Below are 16,762 nucleotides of genomic sequence, written 5' to 3'. Positions count from 1 at the left end.
TGGGCAGTTCTGCAACTGTTCGAGCCATCTTCGCACCTCCTTTGGTTGAGATGGCTCACCTGTACACTACAATTAATTCAAAGTGAACAGTATTGCCCCTAGGCCCGTCCCTGCCGACTTCGTCATGCATATTTTCCGGTGTTATCCCGGCCAGAAGTTCGGACAGAATATACTTTTTGGGCATGGGCCTGACCACGATTTCGTCGCCTCTGAGCGAAATATCGACAGAGGCGTTCTCAATGAGTCCAAATTTCGCGACGATTGGTTTGGGTATCAGGAACGCCAGGTTGTTATCCATTTTAACGGCTTTTGCTTCCATACCGTACTCCTTTTTATACAGGCTAAGCATGCGAGCAAAAACAACCTGAACACTTTGGTAGTTATTTCCGTGCCCGTCAATCATCCGCAGAGCGGCCCTCGCGGTCGCCCTGGATGGGCGCGGTAGCGCGGGTAGCAGCAATATCTGACATTCCAATCCTTCGCGTAGAACCAGGGCAGGCGCAAGTCCTGCCCCTACGGTGATAATTGCCAGGAAAATATTCAGAATGATTCAGTGGTTGACGGATTCGTGTGGGGATGGAGGTCGTCCCACTGTAGGGGCGGACCTGTGTGTCCGTCCCGGACCTGTGTCTGTGTGTCCGCCCCCGCGGATGGTCGATCCTGCTGTTTTATGATGCCGTTTGCAGCGTATAGCCGTCCAACCGTGGGCATTGCGCCCATGCGATGCGTCGCCTCAGCCCGCAAGGGGCGCACACACAGGTGCGCCCCTACGACGTTGGGGACGGAACGTTGGGAAGGCAAAGCGAGATAAGCGGGGAGAGCTGTGCATGAGGTGACATGTACAGGAGGCAGAGCCTTCATAGTACCGCGGTCCCCATGACTGAGCGCCTTGGACGACGTCGACCGGTGGAGCGACACGACCTCCTCCTGGCCCGCTCCGGTGGGAGGCTTGACCGGAGACGGGAGCGAAAGAAATATGCCATCGCAAGGCGTGAAACCATGCTGACGAGTAGTTCACGTTACTTGAGGCAGTAGGTGAAGACTGATAACAGTATTACCATCTTGATTCCAACCCCCGAAAAACTCGAACCAGGAGGCAACCGTGATAGAAGTCGGCGGAATTTTCAGCTTGATCCTGCTGATCGCCTGTGTTTGGGCCATTGTTCAGGTTTTTCAAAGCCGTGCGAGCACCGGTTCGAAAGTGTTCTGGGTCGTCCTGATCCTCCTTCTGCCCTTGATCGGATTGATTATCTGGTTCGTGGCCGGGCCACGCGGCTCCGGATATCAAATCCGCTGAAACGTCGGATGTGTGACCTGACGTTTTTCACTTTCCATACTCTTATTACATTGCGGAGGTTGTCATGACTGGTGGTGTGCGCTTGAGCCGTTTTCTCCGGAAGGCCGTGGCGATGCTCTGTCTCTGTTGCGTTGGTTTCGTGGCGGTCAATGAGGATGGAAACGCGGCGAGCGTCGTTGATCCGACCGTGGTGATGACCGACAAGGGAGCGGTGCGTGGCGTGGTGCGTGACGGCGTGCGCGAATTCAAGGGAATTCCGTATGCCCAGGCGCCGGTGGGCGAATTGCGCTGGGCGCCTCCCCAACCCGTTTCGGCCTGGACCGAGACGCTGGACGCCACGCAATACCGCTCCATCTGTCCGCAAGTGGAGCGGTACGGCATTCCCGAGTCCAGCGAGGACGAGGACTGTCTGCACCTGAACGTCACCGCGCCCTACAAGGGCGTCGAGGATCTTTCGCGCAAGCGTCCGGTCCTCGTCTGGTTGCACGGCGGGGCGTTCGTGGGCGGCTCCAGCGCGTTGTATCCGTTGGATTACATGGCCACGCGCGGCGACGTGGTGATGGTGTCGATGAATTATCGTCTCGGCGTGTTCGGCTTTACGGCGCATCCGTCTTTCGACGCGGATCACAACGGCGGCTACGGACTGGAGGATCAGCGCGCCGCGTTGCGCTGGGTCAGGCGGAACATCGCCGCGTTTGGCGGCGATCCGGATACCATTACCATCGCCGGGGAATCAGCCGGGGGCTCGGGGGTGTGCATGCACCTGCTCGCGCCGGACGAAACGCGCGGGCTGTTCCACAAGGCGATCATCATGAGCGCGGGGTGCGTAACGCCCTTGCCCAGCGTCGACGATGCCAACAAGATCGGGCGGCAGATAGCCTCGGAAGTCGGCTGCGATGAAGAAAATGGCGCTCTTGCCTGCCTGCGCGGTAAAACGGTCAAGGAGCTGCTCGACGCGGGGACGAAGGTTGCCGGTTCGAACATCCTGACCTTCATGCCGAGCATCGGCAACAAGACCAATCCACTGCCCGGCGCCCAGGCGTTCCCGGCCGGCGAATTCGTTCAGGTTCCGGTAATCTATGGCGGCACGCGCGACGAACTGCGCCTGTACGTGGCCTATGCCATGCAGGCCGGACAGAAAATCACCGAGGAGAACTATGAAGCGCTCTTGAAGCAGACCTATGACGAAAAGTCCGAAGCCATCGCGAAGCAGTATCCAGTTGGCAAATACTCGTCGGCCCCGGCCGCGCTGGGCACGGTATGGTCGGATTTCCGCCCTGACGTTGGCCTGAACCATTGCATTTATCTGGAATCAGCCAAGCTGATCCGCAAGTTGGCGCCGGTTTATCAGTACGTGTTCGCCGACGGCGACGCGCCGCCGGTGACGACCAATCCGGGTTTCGAGATGGGCGCGGTGCATTCCTCCGAACTGCCCTACATGTTCCCGCATTACGACAACACCCGGCAGCTCGCCGGTCCTGATCTGGCCCCGGCCTCTCAGAAACTCGCCGAGCAGATGGTGGACTATTTCACGCACTTTGCCCGCGAGGGCCAACCCGTTGCCGAGGGGGCGCCGGAATGGGATATTTTTGACCGCGACGACCGGGTCATGAATTTCGAGCCGGGCAATCTTGGGTATTTCAATGCCGCGGCCGCGCATTATTGTACATTCTGGAAAAGTCTGTACCCGGATATCCTGACCCAGAGCGGCCAGGATTCGGGAACGCCTCAATGAGATTCGTTGCTTCCTCAACCGTTCACTTTTGGTAAGGGAGTTCACCCAGGGCCGCGGGAACGCTCTCGAAAACAGCAATGTTCCCTTTTTGGAGGCCAAAAGGTAGAGCAATCTTCATTACAGTAACCCCTGTTACAGTAACCGCTGTTACTGTAACAGGGGTTACCTTTTAGCGGGAGGGGCGGTGCGGGAAATGCGAGCGCAATCCGAGCAGGGCGGAAGGATGACCGTGATTACCGGGCGGAGGCGGGTGGGGGAGACCAGGGTGGTCCGAGAGAGAAAGACTACACCACCCACCCAGGCTACGAGGCGGAATTCCAGGCGCTTTTCCCTGGAAGACATGCCTGACCGACGTACGGGTGCGGACGAAGAGATGGTGCAGGGCCTGATCGACTTTCACTCAAAACGGCTTTATTTGTCATAATAAATAAAGTATACTTTGTTTATTATGATATAAAAAAGAAAGTAGAGAGGAAGAATGCCCCTTTTTTTTGATCATTCCGAGACCCTTGGCGTCCTGCATGGTTTCAATCCCTGGTGGACGGGAAGACCGTTTCCCGTGCCGAAGTTCAGACGTCTGGCCTACAAAGCCTGTCGCTCGTATCTGGATAATGCCGCCCTGCACCGAGCCATTCTTCTGTCCGGGCCTCGGAGGGTCGGCAAAACCGTTCTTTTACAGCAGGTTGTAACGGCCTTGCTCCAGGAAGGGCGACCGGCGCGGAGCATCATCTATCTGAGCCTGGATCATCCGCTCCTGAAACTGCTGTCCTTGCGGGAAACGCTGAAAATATATCATCAAGAAATCCATCCGCAAGACGATTTCGCGTTTTTGCTACTGGACGAGATTCAGTACTCGCGAGAATGGGAAACCGAGATCAAGTTGCTTGTGGATCATCACCCACGATACCGCATTGTGGCCACGGGGTCCGCCAGTGTCGTGCATCGCGAAAAACTGGCCGAAAGCGGGGTCGGGCGATGGGTGACCGTTCCCGTGCCCACCTTGTCCTTTTACGAGTTCGTGCGCATCCGCGACGAGCCGATTCCCCTGCTGGACACCCAGCTGCGCCCGAGTTTGCTGTTCGGACTCTCGGACAATGATTTTACGGAAATCGCGCTCAAGATGCGCCCATTGCAACCCCTTTTTAACCGATATCTGCTGGTTGGCGGCTTTCCGGAGACTGCGCGACAGGATGACATTGCCTTGTGTCAACGTCTGCTGCGCGAAGACGTGGTGGAGCGGGTGTTGAAACGGGACATGACGGCGCTCTTCGGTGTTCGCAATATCAACGATCTGGAAAAACTGTTCATCTACCTCTGCCTGCATACCAGCGGCATTCTGGCCCATGCCGTCGTGGCCAAGGAGTTAGGCACCACGCCGACCACAGTGGGCAACCACCTTGCCCTGCTGGAGCAGGCCAATCTGGTCTATCGCCTGCCGCCGGTACGGACAGGCGGCAAGAAAGCCTTGAAGGTTCGCAATAAATACTACCTAGTGGACGCTGCCTTGCGCAACGCCGTCCTGTTGCGCGGCGAGGAAATTCTGACCAATTTCGATGAAATGGGCCTGATCGTGGAAACCACGGTTCTGCGCCATCTGTTTGCCTACTACTACCGCGACACCCCGGAAATAGCCTACTGGCGCGACGCCGCCACGGGACAGGAGGTGGACATCATCATCCGCAGTCCGGCCTATCACTTTCCCTTTGAAGTCAAGTTCAAGGAAAAGGCCTCACTGGAGAGCAACAGCGGTTTGATCCGCTACTGCTCTACAGAGAACGTCAGTCAAGCCTACCTGGTGACGAAACAGGATACGAATTTCAATCTCACCACACGACCGGGCTCTAAAACCCAATTCCTCAAAGTGCCAGCGCATATTCTCTGCTATCTGCTCGGACAGGCCGAGAGGTTGTTGTGGGAGTGAGGCCTATGGAGGTGGAGAGTTTGGACGCACTGGCCATAAATGGAGAGCGTGGCAGCAATAGCGAACTTATCACGGATGAGGCAGTGGGGTTTTGAGGAGGGTGGCGGCGGGGTTCGCAGCGGTTTCTTCTGAACCTTGGGTGGTGTCGGGGTGGGTGAGGAAGGAGGATTGGAGGCGGTGGTTGGTGACGGAGGGGAGGACGGCCTGGACGTGTTCGGGCAGGACCATGGTTTGGCCTTCCAGGAAGGCCCAGGCCTGGGCCGCACGGAGCAGGGCGCGTCCGGCCCGGGGGGAGAGGCCGGTCTGGAAGGCCGCTGACCGGCGCGAGGTTTTGAGCAGGGCCTGGACATAGTCCAGGAGGGCGTCGGAAACGTGGACCTCCAGAACGGCTTGCTGCAATTCCAGCAGCCGCTCCGGCTTGAGCACGGACGGGGCTTCGCGCAGGGCTTCACGGGGGTCGTCGATGCGCAGGAGTTCGCGCTCCGTGGCCGCGTCCGGGTAGCCCAGGCTGATGCGCATCAGAAAGCGGTCCAGTTGGGATTCGGGCAAGGGGTAGGTGCCGATCTGGTGGAGCGGATTCTGGGTGGCGATGACGAAAAAAGGATGGGGCAACGCCCTGGTCCGACCGTCCATGGTCACTTGGCCCTCTTCCATGGCTTCCAGCAGGGCGCTTTGGGTTTTCGGCGTGGCCCGGTTGATTTCGTCGGCCAGAATAACCTGGGAAAAGATCGGTCCGGGGTGGAAGCTGAAGGTCTGGTCCTTGCGGTCGTAGATCGAGACGCCGAGGATGTCCGCGGGCAAGAGGTCGCTGGTGAACTGGATGCGCTGCATGTTCAGACCCAGGATCCGAGCCATGGCCTCGGCCAAGGTGGTCTTGCCCACCCCGGGAATGTCCTCGATCAGCAAATGCCCCTTGGCCAGCAGACAGGCCAGGGCCAGCCCGACTTCGCGTTTCTTGCCCAGCAGGTGGCGGCTGATGCCCGTCAGGACGGGCTGAAGTTCGTGATGCAATGATTCTCCTTTGTCAGTCCGTTGAAACACGCCCAATTGCCGCGTTGCTGCAAAAAGTTCAAACTCTTACGTATCAATACCGCTACAGCGAAAGATTGAGAGCAATCAAACACAGTAAAGGCCATTGAAGTTGATTCTGGATATGTTCATGTATCTTGGGGGATATTTCTTTCTAAAACTGATTATCCCGTCAATAGTCCAGGGAAGCCCGTGTAGCATCTTGCTTTATCTCCCTGAAAGGGAGAAATCGTAGAGCCGGTGGTTTTAACCACCGGTAGATGTTTATTACAGGCTGTGAGTCCTGAAGGGACGACATTTTTCTACTTTTTCGGCTTGAAATGTCGTCCCTTCAGGACTCAAGCCAATTATTGCCCCAACCCGGTGGTTGAAACCACCGGCTATACGATTAAATCCCTTCAGGATTGCAGAAACGCCTTCGGTCCCTTAGTTGTCTAAATCGGCCAGCGGGCCGCGATGGGCATGCGCCAGCCGGAGCCGAAGGCCACGTCGGTGATCTTCAGGCCGGGCGCGGCTTGGCGGCGTTTGAACTCCGCGTTTTTGATCAGCCCGACCACCCGGTGGACGTCTTCCGGGGTAAAGCCTTCGCGGATGATTTCCTCGCTGGAGTGGTGCAGCTGGACCACGCGCTCCAGGATGGCGTCCAGGACGTCGTATTCCGGGAGGCTGTCCTGATCGGTCTGGTTCGGACGGAGCTCGGCCGTGGGTGGACGGGTCAGGATGCGCTCCGGGATCACGGGCCCGCGACGGGCGTTCAGCCAGCGGGACGTGGCGTAGACCAGGGTCTTGGGCACGTCGGCGATAACCCCCAGGCCTCCGGCCATGTCCCCGTACATGGTGCAGTAGCCCACGGCCAGTTCGGATTTGTTCCCCGTGGTCAGCAGCATGGCCCGGTACTTGTTGGACAGGGCCATCAACAGGTTGCCCCGGATCCGGGCCTGGATGTTCTCCTCGGTCACGTCCGCCTCGTGCCCGGCGAAGGCCTGGGCCAGAGTGGCGTCGAAGCCCCGCATCAGATCTTCAATGGGCAGGGTGAGGTGTTTGACGCCGAGGTTGGCGGACAGGGCCACAGCGTCGTCTATGCTGGCCCGACTGGTGTAGGGCGAGGGCAAAAGCACGGCCAGGACGTTTTCCGGCCCCAGGGCTTCGGCGGCGATGGCCGCGGTCAAGGCCGAGTCGATCCCGCCGGATAGGCCGAGCAGGGCCTTGCTGAAGCCGATTTTCCGCAGGTAGTCCCGGACACCCAGGACCAGGGCGTTCCAGATTTCCTCTTCCCGCGATCCGTCGCCGGCCGACCCATCGCCAGCGGCCACGGCGGAGGGCGGTGAAGAGACCGCAATCGACGCGGTCGGCGCCTGGTCCGGCGCAACGGCAACAGCCAGACGGTCGGCTCTCCGATGCGAATCTTCGTCCGTCCTCATTTCGATATCCACCACGATCAGGTCTTCGGCAAAGGCCGCGGCCGCGGCGATTTGGCCGCCTTTGGCGTCAAAGGCGCAACCTCGTCCGTCGAAGATCAGGTCGTCGTTGCCGCCCACCTGATTGACGTAGACCAGGGGCAGGCGATGCTTGGCAGCCATGTTCGCCAGCATGCGCAGCCGGAAGCCGTGTTTGTCCAGATGGAACGGGGACGCGGAAAGGTTGATCACGCAGTGCACGCGCTGCTCGACCAGCCGCTGCACCGGGTCCATCCGGTAGCGCCGTGACGTCCAGAAGTCCTTGTCGTTCCAAATGTCCTCGCAGATGGTCACCCCGATCCGCCGTCCGTCCAACTCGAACCAGCCCGGAGCGTCGAAGGGCTCGAAATAACGGTCCTCGTCAAAGACATCGTACGTGGGCAGGAGGGTCTTGTGGAAGACGCCCTGGATTTTTCCGCCGCGCAACAGGGCCGCGCAGTTCCAGAGCGGGCGGCCCTGGCCGGACGTGTTCGGCTCGGCCAGGCCCACCAGCACGGGCGGGGCGTCGGCCAAGTCCCGACCCAGGGAGCGCAGTACGGCCCAACCGGCGTCGATGAATCCCTTGTTCAGCAGCAGGTCCCGGGGTGGGTAGCCCAACAGGGACAGTTCCGAAGTGACGCACAGGGCCGCGTTTTGGCGGGCCGCGGCGTGGACGGCGTTGGCGATCTTGCGGGCGTTTCCGTCCAGATCGCCGACAGTGTAGTTGTTTTGGAGCAGGGCGATGCGCATGGGGAGTTGGGTTATGAGGTTCACGCGGAGCAATGTTGTTTTGGAGCATCTCGGACGTCGAAATCGAAATCGAAAAAAACATTACTTCGAAGTTCCATCATCCTCTTTTATGATGGTCGATTTCGATTTCGATTGCGATTGCGATTTCGATAAAGATTCTGGGTCAGAGCATCTCCGTTCTGATGGTTCACGGTTGGCAGACATCAGGTGCTTCGCGCAGGTGTTCGACGACGTGTTCCGTCAGGTCGTCCATGATCTCGCCGTGATCGAAGCCGGCCAGGTGGAGCAGGGCGTGGGTCAGCAGGCGGATGAAGTGGTCGCGCGGGGCCTGGCCGTAGAGGAAGGCCTCCCGGAGCACCGCGTCAGCGCTGATGACGATGGAGCCCCGGACTCCGTTCGTATCGGGTTCGGAGGTTGGGGCAAACTCCGCTGGGAAGCTGAGCACGTTGGTCGGGCCCGCTCCGCCCAGGTGCTTTTGGTGCAGGTCCGCGATTCCCCTGTCCGAAGTGATCCGCAGTTCCAACACTGGTTTGCCGAAAGCGCCAGAAAAACCTCCGGAAAGGCCCGCGACGTCCAGAATCCGGGTCACCATATCCCGGAGCGCCGCGCGGTTCAACGGGAGAACCGGATGGCGCAGGGTCTCGGGGTCCCGCAGCAGGCTGAGTTCAGCGGGCCGGGGCGAGGCGGGGCGAGGACGTTTTCGCGGATTCGGACTTGGACGGCGTCGGGGCGGCATGGATTCCGGGTTTGGGATAGTCGATGCGTTGGTGAAAAATTCCGGTCAGGATGCGTTGAAAGGTTTCGCTGAGGATATTCAGATCCTTCAGGCTGAGGTCCGATTCGTCCAGTTGGCCTTCGTTGAACACGGTGCGCACCATGTTCTGGATGTGGTTGCGCACCCGGCTGGGGGTGGGGTCCACCAGGGTTCGGCTGGAAGCCTCGATGGCGTCGGCCAGAAGAATGATCCCGGCTTCCTTGGTTTGCGGCTTGGGACCCGGATACCGGAAATCGTCCTCCCGGACGCATTCAGTGCCTTTTTCTTCGCAGATTTTGAGCGCTTTCTGGTAAAAATAGACGATCAGGCGCGACCCGTGATGCTGCTGGATCAAATCCGTGATTTCCGCTCCCAGTTTGTGTTCCGAGGCCAGTTCAGCGCCCTTTTTGACGTGGGAGATCAGGATCAGGGCGCTCATGGACGGGGCCAGCTTGTCGTGCCGGTTCTCGCAGCCGAACTGATTCTCGATGAAGTAGTGCGGATTCTTGATTTTGCCGATGTCGTGATACAGGGCCGCGACCTTGGCCAGCAAAGGATTGGCGCCCACGGCCTTGGCTCCGGCCTCGGCCATGTTGGCCACGATCAGGCAGTGGTGGTAGGTCCCTGGAGCGTTGACCATCAAGGACTGGAGCAAGGGTTGTTCCAGGCTCATCATTTCCAGGAGCTTGAACCGCGAGGTGTAGCCGAACAGATATTCCACCACCGGGCTGAAGGCCAGGAGCAACAGGACGGAGAGCATCGCACCGGCGGCGCTGAACGCCGCTCCGGCGGCAAACCAGGAGAGGCTTTGGAAGTCCAGAAGGTTCAAGGCGGCCCAGGTTCCCAGGAGCAGACCGAGCAGGGGCAGCCCCGCGCGCAGGATGTCCGTCCTGGTCTGGGCGCCGCGCAACAGCATGGCGCAGCCCACCGCGCCCACGAGGTAGAACAGGAATACGTCGAACCCGGCATGGAGCATCTGGGTGCAGAGAAAGGCCAGCAGGGCCCCGGCAAAAACACAGATCAGCAAGGGAAAGAACAGGGCCAGCACCCCGGCGGCCCCGGCCACGGGCAGGCTGTACACGAAGATGTCCGGGGTCATGGTCAACAGTTCCCGGCTCAGGGGAAAGCGGTACAGGGCCACGAACTTGGCCATGGCCGCGAAGGTGAGCATCACCGAGGCCAGCAGCAGAGCGTCCTTGGTGGTCAGCTGTCTGCCGGGAGGGGCGGCGGCGTTGAAAATGCCCAGGCTGAAGATCAGGGAGATCATCAGCACTCCGCTGAAGCGGTCCCAGTCGTACCCGCCATCCCGGGCGGCGAAAAAGGCCTGCATTTTTTGCTGCTGTTCCGCGGTGACCCGTTCGGCCTTGCGAACGATAATCTCGCCCTTTTTGATCTGGTAGAAAACAGGCTCCACGGACTGCACCGCGCTGGCCAACCGGGCCTGGGTCGCTTCCTGATTCAGGGTCAGGTTGGGCCGCAGCAGGGGGGCCAGCAGCTCTTCCACGGCGCGACGCATGGTTACCGGCAGGTTCAGGTTGACCCGCAGGTGCAGGTCCAGGGCGCGCATCACGCCGTCCAGATCCGGAAAATCAGCGGCGCTGAGATGCAGTTGTTCGTTGTCCGTGGCCAGATCCCGGACGATCATTCCGGAGGCGACGTCCGAGGCGAACCTGCGGTCGGCCAGAACGCCTTTCTGGTAGGTATTCTCCAGCCAGGGCAGGGCTTCCAGGATCACCATATTCTGGAAGCCCTGTCTGCTCCATTCGGCCCACATCCCGGCCGGAATGCGGATGTTCAGCTCCTCGGCAACCAGGTTCTGGACCTGGGGCGTGGTTTCCGGCGTGGCCGAGGCGATCACGTCCAGCAGGCTGACGATTCTGCGGGCCATCTGGGCAAAGGGCATCTGGGCCAGGTCGAAGATCGGCGGCTGGCTTCGGGCCACCATGTCCCGGCGCGCGAGGGTGGATTCCTGGTCCTCGATGAGCAGGTCCCGGGGCGCGGTGACGTCGTGGCTGGCGATCTCTCCCTTGACGAAAATCCTTGCTCCGGGCTCGAAGCTCAACCCGGAGAGGACGGCCACCAGCACCATGCCGCCCATGAACACCAGCAGGCCGCTGAACCGGCTCTCCGGCGGCATTCCTCCCGGCTTGGGAGAAAGCGCGGAGGATTTGGAGCTAGGCTTTTTGGGGGGCGTCTTGGCGTGTGAATCGGTCATAGGCATGGACGATCCGGCCCACCAGCGGGTGCCTGATCACGTCTTCCTCGTGAAAATGGATGAATTCGAGCCCAGCGACTCCGGACAGCACTTTTTCGGCCTGGACCAGTCCGGATCTGGCGTGCACGGGCAGGTCGATCTGGGTCACGTCCCCGGTGACCACGGCCTTGGAGCCGAAGCCCAGTCTGGTCAGGAACATCTTCATCTGTTCCTGGGTCGTGTTCTGGGCTTCGTCCAGGATGATGAACGCATCGTTGAGCGTGCGCCCGCGCATGAAAGCCAGGGGAGCGATTTCAATCACCCCGGTTTCCAGCATCTCCTGAACCTTGCGAAATTCCAGCATGTCGTGCAGGGCGTCATACAAGGGGCGCAGATAAGGGTTGACCTTCTCCACCAGATCGCCGGGCAGAAAGCCCAGCTTTTCTCCGGCCTCGACGGCCGGCCTGGTCAGCACCAGTCGCTTGACTTCCTTCTTGGTCAGGGCCGCCACGGCCATGGCCACGGCCAGATAGGTCTTTCCCGTGCCCGCCGGGCCGATGCCGAAAACCAGATCCTTGCCGCGGATGGCCTGCAGGTAGCGGCGCTGACTGACGGTTCGGGGGGTGATGGTGCGTTTGGGGGAAGCGGCGTAGACCACGTCCTTGAACACGGTCTTGATGTCGGCCTGGGGGTCGCGGCACAGGATGCGCCAGGCATGGTCCACGTCCTGGGCCTGAATGGACGTATTGGCCCGTTGCAGGCCGTGCAGCTGCACGAGGCAGTTGGCGGCCTGGTCCACCGTCTGCTGGTCTGCGCCGCGCAACACGGCCACGGAACCCCGACTGTCCGCCGTGATCCCGCTCAACTCCGCGAGCTGGCGTAAATGGGCGTTGTGCGGTCCGAACAGTTTTTGAGCCTCGGAGGCGCTTTGAAATTCAAGACAGCGTTCAACGGTCATTTTGGGTGTTTTTGGGGCTCATCTTTATTGGGCTCATTTTTTTGGGTCATCCCCCGATGGCGGACATGATCTTCCGGCACACGGAACGCTCCCGGCCCTGGGCGGCCAGGAGTTCGTGGCCCATGGGCTTGATCCTGCCGGCCCGGATGATCACCTGGCGCAGATGCTCCCGCCCCAGTTTGGGCGAGCGGAGGATGGGGCGCAGGCGATATTCCTTGTCCGAAAAAAGACAGGTGCGCAACCGTCCGTCAGGAGTAATCCGCAGACGGTTGCATTGACCGCAGAAATGGGAGCTCAATGGGGAAATCACGCCGATGCGCCCCTTGCCTTCAGCGAGTGAAAACATCCTGGCCGGGCCTTTGCGCTTATCCCGTCCCTCCACGGGCACGAGGCGGGCGATGGTCCCGGCCTCGCGCAGGATTTCCGCGGCCGTCCAGAGCTGGTCCGGGGTCCAGACGGTTTGCTCGCCCATGGGCATGAACTCGATGAACCGCAGATCCAGGGGCAGCCGTTCCGCCAGCCGGACGAAGTCTGGCAACTCGTCGTCATTGACGCCTTTCAGGGCCACGACGTTGATCTTGACCCGCAGTCCGTGCTCCAGGCACTGATCAATGGCCCCGCGGACCTGAAGAAAGAAGTCCCGTCCGGTGATGCGCTGGAATTTTTGTCGATCCAGGGTGTCCAGGGAGATGTTCAGTCCCTGGACACCGATTTCCTTGAGCGCCGGGATCTTGCCGGACAACAGCGTGGCGTTGGTGGTCAGGCGCATGTCCAGGTGCGGATGACGCTGGAGGATCTGTTCCAGAAAGTGTAGAAAATTCTTACGGATGAAGGGTTCGCCACCGGTCAGACGGACTTTGGAAATGTTCAGCTCCGAGGCCACGGCAATCAATTCCAGGCTCTCCTCGTAACTGAGCATCTGGTCGTGGGGCAGCATTTTCAAATCCGCGCAGGACGACCGGCAGTACAGACAGCGCAGGTTGCAGCGATCCGTGATGCTCAGTCGCAGATAATTTATGCTTCGGCCATGCTGGTCGGTCATGGTTTCGGAAAGCATGGGGCCGAGGCCTGGGAGGATGCTCGGGTCGGGGTGCTTGGGAAGCGTCATGGTGGGTGTGGAATATAAGGCTGTTTGATTCGATGTCTACACCGAGACTCGTAGCTTGGCTTCCAACTCCGGATCCAGGGCGACGTTCAGGGTGCGCAGGACCCGGTCCACCGCGGCCATGCCCGGCGTCCCCTTGACCGGACGCACGTACTTGACCTGAGCGCAGATGATCGTGGCCCGTGCGGCCCCGGAAAAGTGGCTGGCCAATCCGGCCAGGCAGGCGGCTTCCTCCATGGTTCGCTCCGGGACGTCCCGGGCCGGGGAGTCTCGCTTCAGGACCAGGTGCGCTCCAGGACCGTCCGCCGCGTGAAACCAGTAGTCGAACGGGCTGGCCGCCTTGGTCAGGAGGTGGTGATTGGCCTTCTGGTTCTTGCCGCGCAAGAGAACAAAGCCGTCGCTACTCAAAAAGCGATGCAGGGGCAAGGCCCGTTCGTCATTGGGGCGGTTTCGGGCTTTCGGGGCCGGTGGACGATGATCCCAAGACGCGCCCGAAAATGCCCTCGAAGAAGCCTCTGAAGACGCCGTGGTTCGCGCTCCCACCGCCCCGGCACGTCCCGGCTCCGGATTTGATTGGAGCTGTTCGCGACGTTTTTGCACATGCGTCAACCCGCGCCGCCCTTTCTCGGCCAACTGGAACCAGCGTTGCATGTTCTCGAGAATGGTCAGGCGCTTGTCCAAAATCAGCTCAACGGTTTCGCCTTTTGGATCGGTCAGCGTCAGCCGTTCGACCTTGGAGCGGGGCGTGAGTTGCTGCGCCGAAAGCTGGTAGAGGTGACAGCGGATCAACTCGGCTTGGTCCGCGAGGCGTACGTACTCGCGCAGTCGGTGTTCATCCGCGTCCAGGTTGCGACGTAGCCGCGCGATGCGTTTGAGTTCCCGGGGTTCGGGGGCGGCTGGTCCGTTTGAGGCTTGATCCGGGAAGAAAATCTCCTCGGCCAGGAGATTCGCGGCCTGGAAGGCCGATGAGCTTGTCTGCTCGTCGCGTCCCTGGCGCAGAGACTGGGGAAGCGGCCACGCGAGAACCCACGGTCGGCTCGGACTCTGGGATTTGCCGCCCTGGGGAGCGCGGTAGACAAAATAGGTTTCGGATGCGCCGCCGGATCGAAGGGCGTCCAGCAGAGAGCGCCCTTGGTCTTCGGGCAGGGCGTGTATGGTGCGACGCAGCAGGGGGGAGACGTGGGGATGGGTTTGCCAGATTTGGTCGTCGTCGCGGATTTGCTCCCAGGTCGGCCAGGAGACGGGTCCCGAGGCGTCGTCCGAATTCGTCGCCGCCAATGAGTCGATATCGAGAGGCTCCGGCTCCGGCTGGTCGGACAAAAGTACGCCTTTTTGTGCGTCCAGAATGAGCCATGCTTGCGGCTCATGACGACCTAGGCCGAATGTTAGTCGACGCCGAACCCAGTCGGCCCGACAGCGCAGAATTCGAAGGCCCTGAACGTGCTTGCGCAAACGCATCACCTGGGCCGCGGGGGTGGCCGGGTTCTCCGGCGCATGCGGGGAGAGGGTCAGGGCGACATCCGCGGGATGGTGGGCGAAGAGCAAAAAGCGGGGATGGTCTGCGGGCTGGAGCCGAAAGGACCACCACCCAGGGCGCGGGGAGTAAATCCGCTCCAGGCGTCTGCCCAGCAGCATGGGCCGGATTTCTTCGACCAAGCCGCGAAAAAGGAGCGCCTCCATTTAATCGCCGCGCAACTGTTCCTCTTCTTCACGAGCACTTTTGCACTTGATGCACAAGGTGGTCACCGGTCTGGCCTTGAGCCGCTCAATACTGATATCGTCGCCGCAGTCCTCGCAGAGGCCGTAGGTCCCGTTTTGAATCCGGCCAAGGGCCTCCTGGATTTTGGGAATCAGCTTCCGTTCCCGGTCTCGCAGGCGCAGCATGAAGGAACGGTCGGTTTCCATGGTCGCCCTGTCGGAGGGATCGGCATAGACTTCGCGGTGGTCGGTCATGTCGTCCAGCGTGTCGGAACCGCGCTGGTTGATGTCCCGGATATTATCCTTGAGCATTTTTTCAAAAAAATCCAAATCTTTCTGTTCCATGGTCCCTCCGTGGTGATAAAAGCCGATTGCGGGGTGTGCTGGGCGGATACATCCTGAAGCTGTGTTGCGACTGGCAAGCACGAAAATAAAAAATACGAATGAAAGCTGCCTGTGAATCAACCGCCGCCCTCGGCGAAAAACAAGTATTATAGGAACGACGGCATGGAATGGCAATACGTCGCGACATGCGTCGTTGGCGTTCGCGCTGGGACGTTTTGAAACACAAAGGAGCAGCCCCGATCCCGATAATCGGTTCATGGGACTGCTCCCGGAAACGGCGAACGCGATTCCAGAAAACGCCGTCAGTCGACCTGCTGAATGCCCTCCAGCAACCAGACGCCTTTTCCGTCCGAAGACCTGCTGAAATGCCAGATTTCCTGAATTTGAGACGGTTGAGCCGAACTAGAGTCTTCCCGAAGCAGGACGTCGAACAGCACGCTGCATACCGTGTCGTCGCCTTCTTCCTGGACTTCGAGCAAGGCGGCGTCCACCTGAAGCAGTTCGGTTTGGCCCATCATCGGCGCGGAGGCCTGCTGACGCTTGATTTCCGCGAACACCTCCCGAGTCGTAAAGTTGCGGATGTCGTCGATGTCGCGGTTGTTCCAGGACTTCTGCAAGCGGGCATAGGCCGCCTTGGCGCCGGAGAGAAATTCGTCCACGTCAAAGCCTTCAGGAATGGTGAGTCCGGAGGACGAAGCTCCGGAAGGCTCGGCGTTCAGGGCGTCCCAGGCGCTTTTTTCCCCAGATATGCCGGAAGATGAGTCGGAAGACGAGCCGGAAGAAGCGGAAGGCGAACTCCGGTGCAAAACCAGCTCCGGACGGTCTTCCGTCCCGCCATAAGGCGGTCCTTGGGCCGCGACCGGACCTGCTGGCTGGGCGGCCAGGCGACGGGAGCGGACAAAGCGGAAAATCAGAAAGAGAATCAGCCCGATGACCAGGATGTCGATGAAGTTGATCCCGGAAAAGGCGTCCAGGCCTCCGAAGAGCAAGGAGCCGATCAGCCCGCCCAGAAGCATGCCGCCCAACATCCCGCCGAGCATGCCGCCCATCCCGGGCCGCGCCGGGGCCTGCTGAGCGGACTGCTGCCCCTGCTGCCGGCTTTGTTGACCGGTTTGCTGCTGGGTCTGTTGCTGCTGGGTCTGTTGCTGCTGGGTTTGGCGTTGCGTAGGTTGCGCGGGTTGTTGCGCCGGACGCTGATAGCTGGGCCGCGACCCGAAGGACCGGCTGCCGCCGAACCTCTGAGCTTCCGCGATTTCCGTCAGAATAAAGCCTCCAACGGCGAGCAGACAGACCAAGGAACCAAGAAAAACCGTAAATCGTGACACGCTGTACCTCCCGAAAAATTTTCGGAACCTTAATGCACAGGGCGGTGGTGTCAAGTTTAGCGGTCAGGGGTTGCCGCCCCTTCAGGAAGGGCTTATTGTTGGGGGGCGTTTACCCTTTTCTGGTTCTTCGACGTTGGACGTGGAAATGCTATGGAACGAGTAGTTCCCTGATGGGTGCTCCGATCAGGTAGATCACAGTGATGAATGTCATCTCG

General features: G+C 60.2%; 13 protein-coding genes. 3 read left to right on the top strand and 10 right to left on the bottom strand.

Going from position 1 to position 16,762, the window contains the following annotated elements; all coding sequences use genetic code 11:
- Positions 1–55 precede the first annotated feature (55 nt).
- Positions 56–319 carry an AbrB/MazE/SpoVT family DNA-binding domain-containing protein gene (locus AC559A_RS17835; RefSeq protein ID WP_498819045.1) on the bottom strand — a complete coding sequence of 88 codons (264 nt, stop codon included), beginning with the start codon at positions 317–319 and terminating at the stop codon, positions 56–58.
- Between the two features lie 783 nt (positions 320–1,102).
- On the opposite strand from AC559A_RS17835, the gene AC559A_RS17830 reads away from it, so the two are divergent.
- The 3 genes from AC559A_RS17830 to AC559A_RS17820 all read left to right on the top strand — a co-directional run bounded on the left by AC559A_RS17830 (position 1,103) and on the right by AC559A_RS17820 (position 4,953).
- Positions 1,103–1,297 carry a PLDc N-terminal domain-containing protein gene (locus tag AC559A_RS17830; protein ID WP_028571465.1) on the top strand — a complete coding sequence of 65 codons (195 nt, stop codon included), beginning with the start codon at positions 1,103–1,105 and terminating at the stop codon, positions 1,295–1,297.
- 64 nt (positions 1,298–1,361) lie between these two features.
- Positions 1,362–3,032 (top strand): carboxylesterase/lipase family protein, encoded by a 1,671-nt coding sequence (locus AC559A_RS17825; protein ID WP_498819044.1) that lies wholly within the window; start codon positions 1,362–1,364, stop codon positions 3,030–3,032.
- Positions 3,033–3,510: 478 nt separating this feature from the next.
- Positions 3,511–4,953 carry an ATP-binding protein gene (locus AC559A_RS17820; RefSeq protein WP_498819043.1) on the top strand — a complete coding sequence of 481 codons (1,443 nt, stop codon included), beginning with the start codon at positions 3,511–3,513 and terminating at the stop codon, positions 4,951–4,953.
- A gap of 69 nt (positions 4,954–5,022) precedes the next feature.
- Here the strand turns inward: AC559A_RS17820 and AC559A_RS17815 are convergent, their stop codons facing one another.
- From AC559A_RS17815 to AC559A_RS17775, 9 genes are all read right to left on the bottom strand, one after another.
- A complete protein-coding gene (locus AC559A_RS17815) occupies positions 5,023–5,964 on the bottom strand; it encodes an AAA family ATPase (protein WP_498819042.1) in 942 nt (313 codons plus the stop codon).
- A 452-nt stretch (positions 5,965–6,416) separates the two neighbouring features.
- Positions 6,417–8,168 (bottom strand): NAD+ synthase, encoded by a 1,752-nt coding sequence (locus AC559A_RS17810; protein WP_498819046.1) that lies wholly within the window; start codon positions 8,166–8,168, stop codon positions 6,417–6,419.
- A gap of 187 nt (positions 8,169–8,355) precedes the next feature.
- Positions 8,356–8,904, bottom strand: a complete 549-nt coding sequence (gene ybeY / locus AC559A_RS17805) for an rRNA maturation RNase YbeY (RefSeq protein WP_498819040.1) — start codon at positions 8,902–8,904, stop codon at positions 8,356–8,358.
- Complete coding sequence (locus tag AC559A_RS17800; RefSeq protein ID WP_498819039.1) at positions 8,834–11,143, bottom strand: HD family phosphohydrolase; 2,310 nt, start codon at positions 11,141–11,143, stop codon at positions 8,834–8,836. Before AC559A_RS17800 ends, ybeY begins: the two co-directional genes overlap by 71 nt.
- Positions 11,097–12,074: a PhoH family protein gene (locus AC559A_RS17795; protein ID WP_498819038.1), complete on the bottom strand. Its 978-nt coding sequence runs from the start codon at positions 12,072–12,074 to the stop codon at positions 11,097–11,099. Before AC559A_RS17795 ends, AC559A_RS17800 begins: the two co-directional genes overlap by 47 nt.
- Before the next feature lie 46 nt (positions 12,075–12,120).
- Positions 12,121–13,182 carry a GTP 3',8-cyclase MoaA gene (gene moaA / locus AC559A_RS17790; RefSeq protein WP_498819037.1) on the bottom strand — a complete coding sequence of 354 codons (1,062 nt, stop codon included), beginning with the start codon at positions 13,180–13,182 and terminating at the stop codon, positions 12,121–12,123.
- A 36-nt stretch (positions 13,183–13,218) separates the two neighbouring features.
- On the bottom strand, positions 13,219–14,859 hold the full coding sequence (locus tag AC559A_RS17785; protein ID WP_498819036.1) for an NFACT RNA binding domain-containing protein: 1,641 nt from the start codon (positions 14,857–14,859) through the stop codon (positions 13,219–13,221).
- Positions 14,860–15,222, bottom strand: a complete 363-nt coding sequence (gene dksA, locus AC559A_RS17780) for an RNA polymerase-binding protein DksA (protein WP_498819035.1) — start codon at positions 15,220–15,222, stop codon at positions 14,860–14,862.
- 302 nt (positions 15,223–15,524) lie between these two features.
- Positions 15,525–16,547 (bottom strand): Tim44 domain-containing protein, encoded by a 1,023-nt coding sequence (locus AC559A_RS17775; protein ID WP_498819034.1) that lies wholly within the window; start codon positions 16,545–16,547, stop codon positions 15,525–15,527.
- Between the last annotated feature and the right edge of the window lie 215 nt (positions 16,548–16,762).

It is taken from the genome of Desulfonatronum zhilinae (assembly GCF_900182865.1).
Lineage (GTDB): Bacteria > Desulfobacterota > Desulfovibrionia > Desulfovibrionales > Desulfonatronaceae > Desulfonatronum > Desulfonatronum lacustre.
Note: the sequence above shows the minus strand (reverse complement) of the source record. Positions and strands in the feature narration are given on the sequence as shown.